This is a genomic window from Maribacter sp. UBA3344 (assembly GCF_002362375.1).
GTDB classification, from domain to species: Bacteria; Bacteroidota; Bacteroidia; order Flavobacteriales; family Flavobacteriaceae; genus Maribacter; species Maribacter dokdonensis.
On the sequence record NZ_DERI01000012.1, the window covers coordinates 189,186 to 204,581 of the forward strand.

Consider the following 15,396-nt stretch of genomic DNA (forward strand, 5'->3'; position numbering starts at 1 on the left):
TTAAGATGAAATCAAGAATTGTATTTGGGGTTAGTCTAATTTTCCTGTTTTTAGGATGTACTAACCCTACAACACCAGAATTTGATATTAAAAATGGACTTATGTCCGTTGAGGCATTTGTGTCCAATTTTGAGAAATCATCTTATGCCAAAATTTACAGGTTAAATGAGTTTAATGCCGGTTTAAATAGTTATGTAAATGTCTTTGAAGAAAAAGCAGAGGTAAGGTTCATTAACAGTAGCACCAATGAAGAAGTGGTTTTAGTTGAAGATGTAGAAAATGAAATTTACTTGCCGCCGCTAGATTTTGTTGCGTTAGAAGGTGATACTTGGCAGTTATACGTAAGGTTGCAAAATGGTACAGAATATACATCTACACCAGAAACAATGTCCAATGTTGTACCTATTGTAAACTCAACCGTAGCATATGATAAAGAGCTTGAGTTTGTGGCTAGTGAAGGCAAATTTGTGCCCGGCCACCAAATTACTTTGAACGTAACTGATCCTTCAATAAAAGGTAATTATTACTATTGGACATATAAAACCTTTGAAAAGAATACTATTTGTGTTTTTTGTCCAGAGTATAATTTTTTTAGGGAAGGTATGTGTGTTGAATATACAGATCCGGAGAGGGCACAAAATGTTCCGCCATATTTTACCTATTTCTGTGAATCTGATTGTTGGCAAATACGCTATAATAATCGGGTCAATATCTTGGCAGATGAATTTATAAACGGTAGTACATTTGAGTTACCGGTAGCAAATTTGCTTTTATATAATAAGAGTAAGATTTTAATAGAGCTTCAACAGTATTCAATTTCTGCTTCAGCCTATAAATACTTTTCGGTTTTAAAGGATATTGTTGATGACAGTAATGGGTTAAATGCTCCACCTCCAGCGGCATTATTAGGAAACATCATTAACCCAAACGATGAAGAAGAGGTTGTTTTAGGAAGGTTTACGGTTGCGGCAGCATCGTTGAATAGAATTCTTTTGAGTCGTGACGGAATTGAAGAAAACGAATTGGAACCTTCAATTATTCCTTTACCCGAAAGCGCTCCAATACCGGAGGAACGTAGGGTATATGAAGCACCTTGTTATGAAGAGTCTCGTTATTTGACCTATACGGAACCAGAAGGATGGAATTAGATTCTAAAATCTATTTAAAAATAACTGAAGTATGAAAATAACTTTTTCATATCTACTGTTTTTAGTACTGTACATCACAAGTATCAATGTGTATGGTCAAGATTTTGATCTAACTATAAAATTAAAGAACAGCCTTACCAATGAACCTTTGCCTAATGCAAATATTTTTATCATGCCCTGTTCTTGCGGAGGAGCATCAAACGAAAATGGTGAGTTAACCATCAAATTAAAACAAGGTGAATATACGGTAAGAACCTCTTATGTAGGCTTTAATGAAAACTTACAGAATATAGTACTGGAAGAAGATACGATCTTGGAAGTCTTTCTTGAAGAAGAAAATGAAGTATTGTCGGAAGTTGTGGTAAGGGCGAAAAAAAGAAACGAATTATTGGAATCACCACAAATGGGTGTATTGCAGTTAAACGCTCAAGAGATAAAAAAAATGCCTGCGGCTTTAGGTGAATTTGATGTTTTAAGAAGCGTAACCCTAATGCCGGGAGTAAATAATTCAGGGGAAATAAGTAATGGAATTTCGGTGAGAGGAGGGTCTTTAGATCAAAATTTATTGTTGTATGATTATGCACCGGTATTTAATCCTACTCATTTATTCGGTCTATTTTCTGTTTTCACGCCCGATGCCCTTTCCTCTGTGGATATTTACAGAGCTAATATTCCTGCAAGATATGGCGGTAGGTCAACGTCCGTATTGGATATAAAAGTGAGAAATCCGTATGTAGATAAGTTTAAATTATCTGGAGGGGTAGGTTTGGTATCTAGTAGACTAACCGTTGAAACACCACTAGTTAAAGATAAATTAATGGTCATGGCTGGCATACGTGCCGGATTATCGGATTTTTTACTACCCATATTCTCAGAACGCTTAAAGAATACAAAAGCTAGGTTTTATGATAGTACCATGAAGCTTTTATACTTACCTACAGAGAAAGATCAAATTTCATTCACGGGTTTCTATAGTAAAGATTTTTATCAACTTGATTTAATTACTAAGGTGGAAAACATCAATGCTGAAAATAATCAGTATGATTTTAAAACGTTGAACGGTACACTTAATTGGTCACATACCTTCAATGAAAAGGTAAGTTTAAAAACCATTTTTGTTGCAAGTAATTATTCGCCAAAAAACATTTTTCCAGAATTGGAGAACACCAATGAAATAGAATATAAATCTGGAATACATTATTTAAGCCTAATTTCTGAAGTATCTAAAAAGGTCTCTGATAAGCTGGATTATTATACGGGTGTACAACTAAATAATTATAAGATCAATCCAGGAGAATTGGATCCTGGTTTATCAAACGGCGTATTACCCGTAAATCTTCTTGAAGAAAACAGTTATGAACTATCGGGCTATGCTAATGCGAATTGGAAACCTAAACGTAATTTGACATTATCTGCAGGATTACGCTACAACTATTTTCAGTTTAATGGACCGTATGTTCTTAATAATTACGATGAAGCAGGGGAAGTGGTCTTAGAAAGTAATTTTATAGAGAAAGGTAAAAAAGTAAAGTCATACAATAATCTAGAACCTAGATTGGGTGTTAATTTTAAGATTGATGAAAATACTTCTGTCAAAGCAAGCTACGCAAATGCAAATCAGTATTTACAGAATGTGTACAACAGTACAACGCCCTTACCAACATCTAGATGGAAAACTTCAGATAGTTTTATAAAACCACAAAGTAGTAATGCTTATGGACTTGGAGTATATAAAGACCTGAAAAATAATGAAATTGAGGTAGGTGTAGAAGGTTATTTTCGAAGTTCTAAAAACAATTTGACCTATAGGCCAGGAGCAGATTTCTTTTTGGCAGAATCTATAGAGCAAAGTGTAGCCCAAGTAGAAGGAAAAGCATATGGTGTAGAACTGAGTTTTAAAAAAAAGGTGGGCAATGTAAACGGATGGTTAAATTATACATGGTCTAGAAGTTTGTTAAGGTCAGATGAGGAGAATCTTTCAAACAGGATCAATAATAATAATTGGTTTAGTTCAGATTTTGATAGACCTCATATAATTAATGCTTCGGTCAATATCATTGCTGACAAGTATAATACGGTAAGTTTTAATTTTACGGGACAGACCGGTAGACCATATACCATTGCAAATGGGGTCTTTGAGTTTGAAGATATTAATGTTCCTATATTTTTGGAACGTAATAATGATCGGTTGCCAACGTACCATCGTTTAGATTTTTCATGGAAGGTATCTTATAGTAAAAAGAAGAATCCACGCTGGGTGGGAGATTGGACGTTTACCGTTTATAATGTCTACGGAAGAAAAAACGCGTATAGTAGATTCTACTCACAGCGAGATGGTAATTTAGATAAGGATTTTTTCGGGGGATTTCCTTTAGGCTCTTACCAGTTAGAAGTATCCAACAGTCCAATTTTGGCACTAACCTATAACTTTACTTTTCTGTAGAAAATAGCATGTACTTTGACGGTACTGCTATAACGTACCCTATCTATTTGTTTACAATTAAATATATCTCCGGTTTGCAATATTCCCTGAATTGCAATGAATTAAAGGTTGCGCATCATAATTTATACACATTGAACTATGATTTAAGCCATTTTTAAGTAAAAAAAGTAACATTGCTATGGCTATAAGAATAGGGCTTGTAGTTGATCATAAACAACAAGGTTGTAAGAATTTTTTAATGCGAATATGGAAGAACGTAAACGACATATAGTATATGCACTTATTTTGGTTTTATCACTCATCATTTTAAATTCCTGTACGGGTCAAGAAAAGACTAAAGTTAAAAAATTGGATATCAAAGCTTATTTGGATCTTGCAGATAAAGACACTATTTATCCTACTGACAAGCAATTGGCAATGCTTAAAGAAATAATGCCAAGAGAAGCATTTCAGCCAGCACCTAAAATATCGAATAGGGAGTATTGGAAAGGTATTTCAGAAACGAGCTCAGGTAAAGAATATTTGACGAAGGCATTGGAGCTTTTAGATAAAAAACCCGAAGTACCCATTACGGACAGTATTTATAGACTTGCCAATAAAGAAGGTAACCGGGGTATTTACAAACCAAGGTATTACAGAACTATGGATCGTTTAGAACGCTTTATTCTTGCAGAATGTCTGGAGAACGAAGGACGTTTTTTACCACAGATCAAGACGTATAGCAAAGCTATAATGAGTATGAAATCATGGTTGCACCCTAATCATGATGATGATAAAAACGGAGTTTTAGAAGGTAGGCGAATATCCATTGACTTGGGTGCACGAAAATTTGGGGGTGTACTGGCATTGGCTGAAAATTTGTTGGAAGATAAATTGCCAAAGTCATTACAAGATGAAATTCATAAACAGTTGCAAAGGCGTATTACGGATTCTTATTTAAAAAGTACAAAGTATTTAGATGAGAATAATAAGTGGATAAAGAGTACCAGTAATTGGAATTCCGTTTGTACCAGTGGCACGGTGTTGACCACGATTACCAGTTCAGAAAGTTATGAGAAGCGTTTGGCAACTGTAGGTGCTGCGCTTAATAGCATGGCGTATTATTTAAGCGGTTTTGGTGATGATGGGTATTGTTCAGAAGGTTTGGGATATTGGGGTTATGGCTTTGGGCATTATTTGTATTTGGCTCAAATATTACATGATTATACCAATGGAAGTATAGATTTATTTACTTTCAATAATGCTGAAAAAATGGAGAATGTTGGCAATTTTCCGGAAGGATTTGAAATTCAGAAGAATGTTTGTTCTCCGTTTTCAGATGGGGTTTCATCCATCTCAAGAAAGGGTAGTAATTTCGCCGATGTTTTATCTGCAAAGCATTACGGTGCCATTCCACCGACCGAAATAAGAATGGAGGAAGCAGCAGAGCAATTGATCGCTTGGCAATACCCGGAAATGTTTCAAGTTGTTGAAAAATCGAAGTCATCGGAATTACCTGATCATACATACTTCAATGATTTTGGAATGGTCATTTCAAGGGGAAAACAGGAAATTCCATTTTCAATTGCCCTAAAAGCAGGTCATAATGCCGAAAATCACAATCATAGTGATGTGGGTACGTATAGCCTGGTATTGAACGATGAAATTATAGCAGGAGACATAGGTGCGCCATCATATAGGGCAGGATCTTTTTCTCCGGATAATAAAGCCAGAAGTTCTTGGGGGCATCCCGTACCTATGGTCAACAACACCTTACAGTCTAACGGAATTGAATTTAAGGGAATTATTACGGAAACAGATTTCAGTGATCAAATAGATAAGGTGGTTATGGATATTTTACCTGCCTATGAATTACCAATGTTAAAAACCTTGGAAAGGACGGTAACAAATAATAAGTCTGGTAAAGGAACTATTATAATTGAAGATCATTTTGTAGCAACGGAGCCTGTTAGTTTTGGATCAGCAATAATGACTTTAAACGAGTATGAACTTGTAGATGGTAAAACCGTTATTTTAAAGACAGCCAACCAGCAAGTAAAAGCCGAGATTAAGGGCAAAGATTTTGAATTTCACATTAAAGATGAAAAAGTACCAGTGGAACATTTAAGGGAAGGCGGTCCTGCATATAAAATTGGAATAGAGTTTACTGAACCTAGTGTTGAGGGAATTCTGACCATCAAATTTACACCAATATCATAATGCGAAATAGACTTTTAGTGATTTGCTGTTTACTCGTTTCTATAGTTCATAGCCAAAACAATATTTTAGATAAATTGGGTGTAGCACCAGTTGAAGGCGGACTCATTATGGAAGATTATTGGGTTTGGGGAAGTTCTGTGATAAAGGGAGAAGATGGAAAATATCATATGTATGCTTCAAGATGGCCAAAATATTTAAAGTTTCATCCTGGGTGGATGATCGCTTCTGAAATTGTACATGCCGTTTCAGATTCAGCTGAAGGTCCTTATGAATTTAAAGATGTTGCGCTTGGAGCTAGGGGTGCACAGTATTGGGATGGTAGGTCTTGCCATAATCCAAAGATTGTGAAATATAAAGAGCATTATTTGCTCTATTATATGGGCTCTACCCATCCGTTTGAAGAGTTGACAGAAGAAAATTCAGATGCGCTAACATTAAATAGCAAATGGTGCATATCCGGTAGATGGGGTAAAAGGGTTGGTTTAGCCACTTCTAAGAGTCCAAATGGACCATGGAAACGGTTAGACACTCCAATTTTAGATGTAAAACCAGATTCTTTTTACAGCTATATTACTTCAAATCCTTCGCCATTGATTAAAAAAGATGGTTCTGTGGTATTGTTATTTAAAGGTCGAAGCTATAGAGAAGATAAAATTACGCACACTGACCAATTTATAGGTGTGGCTACGGCAGATTCTTTTGACGGTAAATATAGCGTTGTTGGTAATGAACCACTTTTCTCGGCAGATAAATTTGGGGAAGTAGAAGACCCACACATATGGAGCGATGATAATGGTTTTCATATGATAGCGAAAGATATGACAGGTGCAATTACAGATGGGTATCATGGTGGAGTGCTAGCACATTCTAAAGATGGAATTCAATGGGCATTGGATAAAAATCCCTTGGCATATACCAGAGAAGTAATATGGAATAACGGACAAACTATTGAGCAAGGTCAGTTGGAAAGACCGTTTGTTTTAGTTGAAGATGGAGAGCCAACCCATATTTTCTTTGCCACAATGGATGGTCCAGGAGGATTTGGTAATGGTACCAAAACATGGAATATGGTAATACCACTAACAGATAATAAATAATACACACATGAAATTAATAGGTAAGGTTCTATTTCTATTATCGGTTTTTTCGATAACAACGTCGTTTATGATTTATGTTGTAGATAACCAACAGGAGGTCATAGAAGTACAAACACTTTCTGAATTCAAAAAGTACTTGAATAAGGACAATGTAAAGGTAAAACTGGCAGCAGGCAATTATCAGATAGATGATGCTAAGAAAATTAGGTTTATGGAGTTTACAGGTAATAACAGCTACTTTGACCTTACTGGGGCAAGATTTATGGTCGATACAAAATTGTTTAGTCGTAATGATCTAGAATCTAGTAATGATGGTAATGACATGTATTGTGCCATTGAGGTTTCTGGTACAAATGTCACGCTTGTAGGTTTGTATATTGAAACCTATGGAGATACACCAGGTAAGCAGAGCAAGAATAAAATATTCAATGTAGTTGGTGATGATGTTACCCTTAAAGATATAGAAATCCGTACGGCAGGATCTAGTCCATGGGGCTATGGAAGTTTATATGGTTTAGGTGGGGGTGATGTTCGAAAAATGAACGGTATTCGTGTAGGTTATCCCGCAAAAAATGCAAAATTAATAGGTTGTAAAGTCCATATGAGAGCCATGGGGCATGCCATTTTTTTACAAGGTGCAGAGAATACGTTGATAGAAGATTGCCATGTAGACGGTTTACTTAGAACAACAAATGCCATTCTTAAGGAAACTTCAGGTTATCTTTTTGATAGGGATTTTTACGCATTAAAGCCAAAACATGAACATAAACCCGGTTATGTTGAAGGAACCATTATTGGTAGAGATGGCAAAATTCTGCCAAATGAGATTATTTCTTTAAGCGAAGACGGAATCCGAATGTATCCGGAATACAACGGTCATAAAACTTTGAATACAACAGTGAAAAATTGTACGGTTACGCAAATGCGAAGAGGTATTTGCACGGGTTTAAGCACATCTGGCGATAAAATTATTGATTGTGTGGTACGCAATTGCGTAGCTACCGGATATAACATAGGTAATGCAGATACAGTAATTAATTGCAGTGCAGATGCAAAATATGCAGAAGCATTTTGCGTACCCTATACAGATGCCAAAGGGGCTTATGTAGAAATGAATATTTTAGATAGCAGAAATGGCTTGGCCAATAATCTATTGGCGAAAATTAATGGTACGGGGCATGAAGTAATAATTAAAATGGCAGACCCAGCTTATATACCAGAAAATTTAGAGATAAAATTATCGGTTTGGGAGGGCTATGGCAACTTCAATAAAAATGCGGTCATGCATGCCACTGATATTAAATTAGAGAATGAAACTACAGCGAAAGTGCTTTTATTTCCTGGTACCAAAAATCCCGAAATAAAAAGTGAAGGTGAAGTGGTTAAGGTTTCAAAATCCAAATAAAATCCAATGATGTTTACAATTATAAAAAGGCTGAAAATTAAAAGTAGAGCAGTAATATGTACCTATGTTCTAATAGGATGTATCTCAATATCTTTTGCCCAGAGTACTGAAAAGATACCTCTACCGACCAATTTAGAACAAGGCTATCCAAGGTTGTATATTACTCAAGATGAGAAAAAAGACCTTCAAAAAACCATTAAAAAAGAAACTTGGGCAAAAGAGGTGTTACAGGGCATTCATGATCGAATTGATACTCATGTAAAGCGCCATCAATCAGATCCGGAGTGGATGGTTTCAAGACTGCAAATGCATTGGAAAACCAAGGCGGCCAACATTTATGTAAATGGGGTAAATTATTCACATGCCGATGGTGAAGCACCAGTGCCTACGGTTCGTTTTGTAGGTGCAAGAGATTATACCACTCCCTATGGTAAACCTGATTTAGAAGATATTCTGCCTTATATGGATGACCCAAGGGGATTGTATTTGCCCAATAGAAGTAAAGAGGGCAAACCATTTGAGTGGGTACACCCTGCTAAGACCGGTAGGATTATCTACTCGATAAACGAAGAAATAATAGGTCTTGCACGTGATGCCGCCTTCATCAATTGGTTAGAAAATGAAGAGGAGTATGCTAAATTCTCCTTCGATGTTTTTCATAAATATATGGAGGGCATGTCATATAGAAGTGAGCCCATAGATTTGTTGAACGGTCACATACAGACCCTTGTTGGTTTTACTAATTTTCAGGTGATACATGAGAATGTTCTAATTGAAATAGCTGAACTCTATGATTTTTTACATCCGTATATAGAAGCAAAATATCCGCAGCATATTGCCATGTACGATAAAACCATAAAACGTTGGACAGACCAGATCATTAAGAACGGTGTACCGCAGAATAATTGGAATTTACACCAAGCAAAAATCATATTGAAAGCTGCAATGGTTTTACAAGATGACCGGTTTTATGAAGACAAAAAAGGCAGGGAATATTACATAGATTATATATTGAACGTAACCTCTGCACGTCAATGGTCATTGACCAAATTTATGGATTATGGTTATGATAAGGAAAATGGAGTTTGGGCAGAATGTCCTGGGTATTCTATGGGTGTCACCAAAGATTTAACGCACTTTGTGGAAGACTTCAATAATACGTTTGATCATAATATTTTACCATACATGCCCATAATGGAAGATGCGGTAAAAATGCTGCCACAATATCTATTTCCTAATGGGCAAACGGTTGCCTTTGGTGATAGTTTTTATGGTCCGCTGAGTTCAGAACCAATGAACGATATGATCCGTATTGCCCAGAAAAATAATAATGTAGAGCTAGAAGAGGAATTTACGGCAATGTATCGCTTATTTGCAGATAATGAAGCAGGGCAAAAGAAAAAGCCAAGAGCCGATATAAGTTCGTTCTTTGCCAGTAAACCGTTAGAAATCAATCCGAAATACAAAAAAGGAAATTTGGACGATTATGTTACCCAAACCTTTTACGCTCCTAATGTAAGTTGGCACGTACAACGCATGGGTAAGGGCAAAAACGGAATGATGGTTTCTTTAAATGCATCACTGGGAAATCACATGCATGCAAATGGAATTAACATGGAATTGTACGGAAAAGGATTGGTACAAGGTTCTGATCCAGGTAAAGGTGCTGGCTATTTACAACCGGTGTATTTGGAGTTTTATTCTCAATTTCCGGCACACAATACGGTCATGGTAGATGGTGTATCATCCTATACCGAAATGCTCAGCTATCATGCATTTGATTTGATGGGACAATACCCAATTTCAGGACAGAAAGAGGGGTATTACAAAGATATTACCTATTCTGATGTCTATTTCTTGGAGCCCGAAACGCGAAGCGACCAATCACGTTTGGTAAGCATCGTAAAAACAGGTGAGGAAACAGGATATTACGTTGATATTTTTCGCTCGAAGAAGCAACGCAAGGGTGATAAATTTCATGACTATTACTACCATAATTTGGGTCAGACCATGAAGGTGATGGATGCGGATGGAAACCCCTTAACACTTTTACCCAGTGAGGAAATGGGCTTTGCGGGAGGACATTTGTACGCGTTAGATTATATGTGGGATAAAAAATCCGTAAAGTTAGAAGACGACTATCAAGCCGAATGGAAAATAGATATGCCAGATGGTGAAGATGATATTTTCATGAACCTTTGGATGAAAGGTACAGAAGGTCGTGAGGTATTCTCCATTAAATCACCACCTAATAAAGGATTTAAGGGTAACCACGGTTTACCATATGATGTAGATAAAGCCCCTTATTTAACGTTGACGGCAAGACAACATGGCGAGGCTTGGGAGCATCCATTTGTGTCGGTATATGAACCTTTTACGTCTTCTAAAGGAAAAAGTATAGAGAAGATTTCAAGTTTTGAAGACCAAAATAACAGTAAAGGTTTTGTTGGATTAAATATTACACATACGTCTGGAAGAAAAGATTTGGTGTTCTCTACGGTCAATAATCAAACAGCAACTTATGGTGAAGTAAGTACAAATGCTACGTATGCATTGATTGGTACTGAGAAAAATGAGAATGTAGTCCTATTTATGGGCAATGGTACACAATTGAAAACAAAAGATTTCGTGATTGCTTCAGTTGAAAAAGGTAATGTGGTTTTAGAACTGAAAGATGGTAAACTGTATTTACATAATGAAGTTCCTGTGAAAATATTGATTGAAGGCGTTGCAAATGACTACCCAGTAGGTCCTTATCGTTTAATAAAGTAAAATAGTTATGTTGCTAGGCTAGTCAAGAGTGAAGAATAGCTCATTTTCAGGAAAAATAATACTCATGAAAAGTTCACAAAAACAGATTTTTATTTTTTGCGTTGCACTAATGACAATGTTGCATAGTTACGGTCAAGAAGCAAAACCACCTAATATTATTTTCTTGATGACAGATGATCAAAGGTGGGACAATTTAGGGTGTTACGGCAAACCCGAATTTAATACACCCAATATTGATAAGTTGGCAAGTTCTGCTGTGGTTTTTGATAAAGCATACCAAGCCGTAGCAATTTGTATGCCCAGTAGGGTCACCATGATAACAGGTCGTTTTAATTCTAATCACAAAGTAGGTTTTGTTGCACCGACCGATTATACCTTATCTCAAAACGATTTTAATAATGGATATCCTGCCATTCTAAAAAGAGCAGGATATCGTACCGGATTTATTGGAAAAGTTGGTTTTACGGTAACCAAAGAAGCACAAAGACCAAGTATGCCTAAAGAACAATTCTATAAGCGGAATATGGAAACTGTTTTCGATTTTTTTGCGGGTAGCCAAGAACATGATAGAAATGGGGTAGTCATATGGCCGGAAAATGATGAGGGTTTACAGGAAATATATAGAAAAGAAAGAATTAATTCTGGCAGGACCTTAAGAACGGGAGCGGCAATGTTACGCTTTATAGAAACCCAACCTAAGAATCAGCCCTTTTGCCTATCTGTCAGTTTTTATGCCGTAAAACATGATAGGGATAAGGATATGTACATGCCTCATCATGAGCAGTTTAAGAGTAGGGAAATGTCTGTTCCAGATAATTGGGTAGAAGGCGGTAATGAGGAATTGCCCGTAGTTGTTAAAGAAAATGCTCGTGGTGTACGTTTGCACAAACAAAGATCGTCTACTTCAGAGTTACAACAAAAGTTAGTTCGTCGTTTTGCAACACAAGGGTATAGTGTAGATGATCAAGTTGGTCTATTGGTGGCAAAGTTAAAGGAGAAGGGGATATTAGATAATACAATTATCATTTATACTAGTGATAATGGTCGTTTTCAAGGCTCTCATGGTCTTTTTGATAAATGTTTATTATATGAAGAATCGGTAAAAGCACCTTTAATTGTATATGATGGTAGGGTGCCTGAAACAGAACGTGGATTTCGGGAAAATGCCCTTGTATCATCTGTAGATATTGCTCCTACTATTTTATCGCTTGCAGGAATAACTGCTCCTAAAAGTATGCAGGGAAGAGATTTTAGTAAACTCTTGAATAAGACTCAAGAGATGTCTCAATGGAGAAATGCCGTTTTTATGGAAGACCTTTTTATTGAGGAATTGTTTCACCAACGTTACAATGAAAATATTGATGAAATAAATCAAGATTTGATAAACGCTAACAGATCTTACCGCAGCCGTGGCATAAGAACTGGCCGCTACAAATATTTTGTTTATTATGAACATGATCCAATTATTGAGGAATTGTATGATGTGGAGAATGACCCTTTTGAACAAAATAATCTAGCGAATAATGATGAATATACTATTGTGCTACAACAATTAAGAAAACAAACAGAAAAAATGTATTTAGAGACACTTCATTAAGTAGTAGAATAAAAAGGACATTTTCTATGGCAATTAATTTATAAAGAATGAAAGCAAACTATAGGGTAATTCTATTCTTGATACTTTTTACGGGATTAGAATGCAGTTACGCACAACAAGCAAATACTTTAAAACTATGGTATACGGCACCAGCGGCAGATTGGAATGAAGCTTTGCCAATTGGTAACGGTCGTTTGGCGGCTATGGTTTTTGGGAATCCTATTACCGAGAATATTCAATTGAACGAAAGTACCTTATGGGCTGGCGGTCCGCACCGTAATGATAATCCAAGGGCAAAAGAATCTTTGTCCAATATACGACAACTCATTTTTGAAGAAGACTATGATCAAGCTCACGGTATCGCTAATCGCGATTTTATTTCAAAAACCTCTCATGGCATGCCCTATGAAACGGTGGGGAATTTAAGGTTGAATTTTAAAGATCAAGAAAATTACACCAATTACTATAGGGAATTGGATATTGAAAATGCAGTGAATACCATCATGTATTCGGTAAATGGTGTGGAATTTAAAAGAGAAGTTTTTACCTCTTTTACGGATGAGGTCATTGTAATGAGTTTAACAGCCAATAAAGAAGCTCAAATTAGTTTTACGGCAACTATGGATCGCCCAGAACCGGCTAAAGTAAGATTGTTTACTGAAAACAGTGATGTTTTGGTCATGACAGGTTTTGGTAGTGATAATAAGAACAAGCGTTTGCCAGAAGATACTGAGCCAGTTAAAGGTGAAGTAGAATTTGATGCCAGAATAAAAATTGTTCCGGAAGGTGGAGAAATTGTTTCTACGGCAAGTGAATTAAAGGTAACAAATGCAAATAGTGTGATGCTGTACATTTCAATAGCTACAAATTTTGTGGACTACAATGATGTAAGTGCAGATGCTCATAAAAATGCAGCAGACTATTTGGCTAAAGCATCCTCTAAAAGATATGACCAATTGTTAAGCCGTCATTCAAATTTTTACCAAAAGTATTTTAATAGGGTCTCATTACATTTAGGTAGTACAGATGCGGCAAAAAATCCTACTGATGTTAGAATAAAAGAATTTAGTACCGGTATAGATCCATCGCTAGTTGCCCTGTATTTTCAATTTGGCAGGTATTTATTGATTTCATCTTCGCAACCAGGTGGTCAGCCGTCCAACTTACAGGGCTTATGGAACAACCTATTGGTACCACCATGGAAAAGTGCCTATACCGTAAATATCAATACAGAAATGAATTACTGGCCTGCTGAGGTTACCAATTTATCTGAAATGCATGAGCCATTAATTGAAATGGTAAAAGATCTTGCAGTAACGGGAAAAGAAACCGCAAAGGTTATGTACGGCGCAGATGGGTGGGTAACCCATCACAATACAGATTTATGGAGAATTACCGGTCCTGTAGATGGGGCAACTTGGGGAATGTGGCCAACTGGCGGAACATGGTTAAGTCAGCATTTATTCGATACCTATGAATTTAATGGTGATATAGCATATTTAAAAACGGTTTATCCAGCTATGAAAGGTGCCGCTGAGTTCTGTTTGAGTATGTTAACTCCAGAACCTGAAAATGGTTGGTTGGTAATTTCACCCTCGATATCCCCTGAACATGGACCCAAAAACCGTTCTAAAAATGTATTTATCGCGGCAGGTACAACCATGGATAATCAATTGGTGTTCGATATGTTGACAAAAACAATAAGAGCGGCAAAATTACTAGAGGTAGATGATAAAATGGTATCTAAAATGCAGTCGGTTTTAGCGAAACTACCTCCAATGAAAATTGGTCAACATCATCAGCTTCAGGAATGGATGCAAGATTTAGATGACCCTACCGATGATCATCGTCACGTATCTCATTTGTACGGTTTATATCCTTCAAATCAAATATCTCCCTATAGAAATCCGGAGTTATTTCAAGGTGCCAAGAATACTTTGATACAAAGGGGAGACCCATCTACCGGATGGTCAATGAACTGGAAAATTAATTTGTGGGCTAGAATGTTAGATGGCAACCATGCGTATAAATTAATGGGCGATCAAATAAAATTAGTGGGCAGACCAGACTCGCCTAAAGGCGGAGGTACTTATGCCAATATGCTAGATGCTCACCCGCCATTTCAGATTGATGGTAATTTTGGGTTCACCTCTGGTGTAGCGGAGATGTTGGTTCAAAGTCATGATGGGGCAATTCACTTATTACCTGCATTACCAGATATATGGGCAAAGGGCAAGGTAATGGGTCTTCGGGCTAGGGGAGGTTTTGAGATCAAGGAGTTGGAATGGAAAGATGGTAGAGTTGTAAAAGCTATAATCCGATCTAATCTAGGCGGAAACCTTCGTGTACGAGGGTATGATAGATTGAAGGATCAAAACGGTAATGAATTTAAAGTTGCGACCACGGAAAACGTGAACCCGTTTTATCAAGTGCCACAAATTAAAAAGCCCGTCATATCAATAACAAATCCAGAAGAGCTTGTTTTAAAACCTACATTCTTATATGATATAGCTACAAAAGTTGGGCAAGAAGTTATGCTACTTGCCAAGTAGTTTTATGAATTAAAATCAGGTTTGCTTTTCAAGTGTAATCTAGGGTGGCATTTTAGAGGTAATTGATAAAACAGTGCATAGGTAAAATGACTAAAACTGTAATCATTGTTTATCGGTGATATAAAAGTGTGGTTTATTAAATTTTACTGTAAGAGGCTTTATAAATATAAACAAAGACCAATA

At 36.6% G+C, this 15,396-nt stretch carries 8 protein-coding genes; all 8 read left to right on the forward strand.

The window, feature by feature from the left end:
• Positions 1 to 5 precede the first annotated feature (5 nt).
• The 8 genes from B2Z27_RS10100 (at position 6) to B2Z27_RS10135 (ending at position 15,213) form a co-directional block, all read left to right on the forward strand.
• Positions 6 to 1,148: a DUF4249 family protein gene (locus B2Z27_RS10100; protein ID WP_286813548.1), complete on the forward strand. Its 1,143-nt coding sequence runs from the start codon at positions 6 to 8 to the stop codon at positions 1,146 to 1,148.
• A gap of 31 nt (positions 1,149 to 1,179) precedes the next feature.
• Positions 1,180 to 3,591: a TonB-dependent receptor gene (locus B2Z27_RS10105; protein WP_286813549.1), complete on the forward strand. Its 2,412-nt coding sequence runs from the start codon at positions 1,180 to 1,182 to the stop codon at positions 3,589 to 3,591.
• A gap of 246 nt (positions 3,592 to 3,837) precedes the next feature.
• Positions 3,838 to 5,790 carry a hypothetical protein gene (locus B2Z27_RS10110; protein WP_286813550.1) on the forward strand — a complete coding sequence of 651 codons (1,953 nt, stop codon included), beginning with the start codon at positions 3,838 to 3,840 and terminating at the stop codon, positions 5,788 to 5,790.
• Positions 5,790 to 6,887 carry a glycoside hydrolase family protein gene (locus B2Z27_RS10115; RefSeq protein ID WP_286813551.1) on the forward strand — a complete coding sequence of 366 codons (1,098 nt, stop codon included), beginning with the start codon at positions 5,790 to 5,792 and terminating at the stop codon, positions 6,885 to 6,887. Before B2Z27_RS10110 ends, B2Z27_RS10115 begins: the two co-directional genes overlap by 1 nt.
• 67 nt (positions 6,888 to 6,954) lie before the next feature.
• Complete coding sequence (locus tag B2Z27_RS10120; protein ID WP_286813552.1) at positions 6,955 to 8,292, forward strand: hypothetical protein; 1,338 nt, start codon at positions 6,955 to 6,957, stop codon at positions 8,290 to 8,292.
• Positions 8,293 to 8,298: 6 nt separating this feature from the next.
• On the forward strand, positions 8,299 to 11,064 hold the full coding sequence (locus tag B2Z27_RS10125) for a six-hairpin glycosidase (protein ID WP_286813553.1): 2,766 nt from the start codon (positions 8,299 to 8,301) through the stop codon (positions 11,062 to 11,064).
• Positions 11,065 to 11,128: 64 nt separating this feature from the next.
• Entirely contained in the window at positions 11,129 to 12,661 is a 1,533-nt protein-coding gene (locus B2Z27_RS10130) for a sulfatase-like hydrolase/transferase (RefSeq protein ID WP_286813554.1), read from the forward strand.
• Between the two features lie 47 nt (positions 12,662 to 12,708).
• Positions 12,709 to 15,213, forward strand: a complete 2,505-nt coding sequence (locus B2Z27_RS10135; RefSeq protein WP_286813555.1) for a glycoside hydrolase family 95 protein — start codon at positions 12,709 to 12,711, stop codon at positions 15,211 to 15,213.
• Positions 15,214 to 15,396 lie beyond the last annotated feature (183 nt).

What these genes read in the sequence shown, in the direction of transcription:
- B2Z27_RS10110 (WP_286813550.1), top strand. Translation starts at nt 3,838, where the DNA reads ATGGAAGAACGTAAACGACATATAGTATATGCACTTATTTTGGTTTTA.
- B2Z27_RS10135 (WP_286813555.1), top strand. Translation starts at nt 12,709, where the DNA reads ATGAAAGCAAACTATAGGGTAATTCTATTCTTGATACTTTTTACGGGA.
- B2Z27_RS10100 (WP_286813548.1), top strand. Translation starts at nt 6, where the DNA reads ATGAAATCAAGAATTGTATTTGGGGTTAGTCTAATTTTCCTGTTTTTA.
- B2Z27_RS10130 (WP_286813554.1), top strand. Translation starts at nt 11,129, where the DNA reads ATGAAAAGTTCACAAAAACAGATTTTTATTTTTTGCGTTGCACTAATG.
- B2Z27_RS10125 (WP_286813553.1), top strand. Translation starts at nt 8,299, where the DNA reads ATGATGTTTACAATTATAAAAAGGCTGAAAATTAAAAGTAGAGCAGTA.
- B2Z27_RS10120 (WP_286813552.1), top strand. Translation starts at nt 6,955, where the DNA reads ATGATTTATGTTGTAGATAACCAACAGGAGGTCATAGAAGTACAAACA.
- B2Z27_RS10105 (WP_286813549.1), top strand. Translation starts at nt 1,180, where the DNA reads ATGAAAATAACTTTTTCATATCTACTGTTTTTAGTACTGTACATCACA.
- B2Z27_RS10115 (WP_286813551.1), top strand. Translation starts at nt 5,790, where the DNA reads ATGCGAAATAGACTTTTAGTGATTTGCTGTTTACTCGTTTCTATAGTT.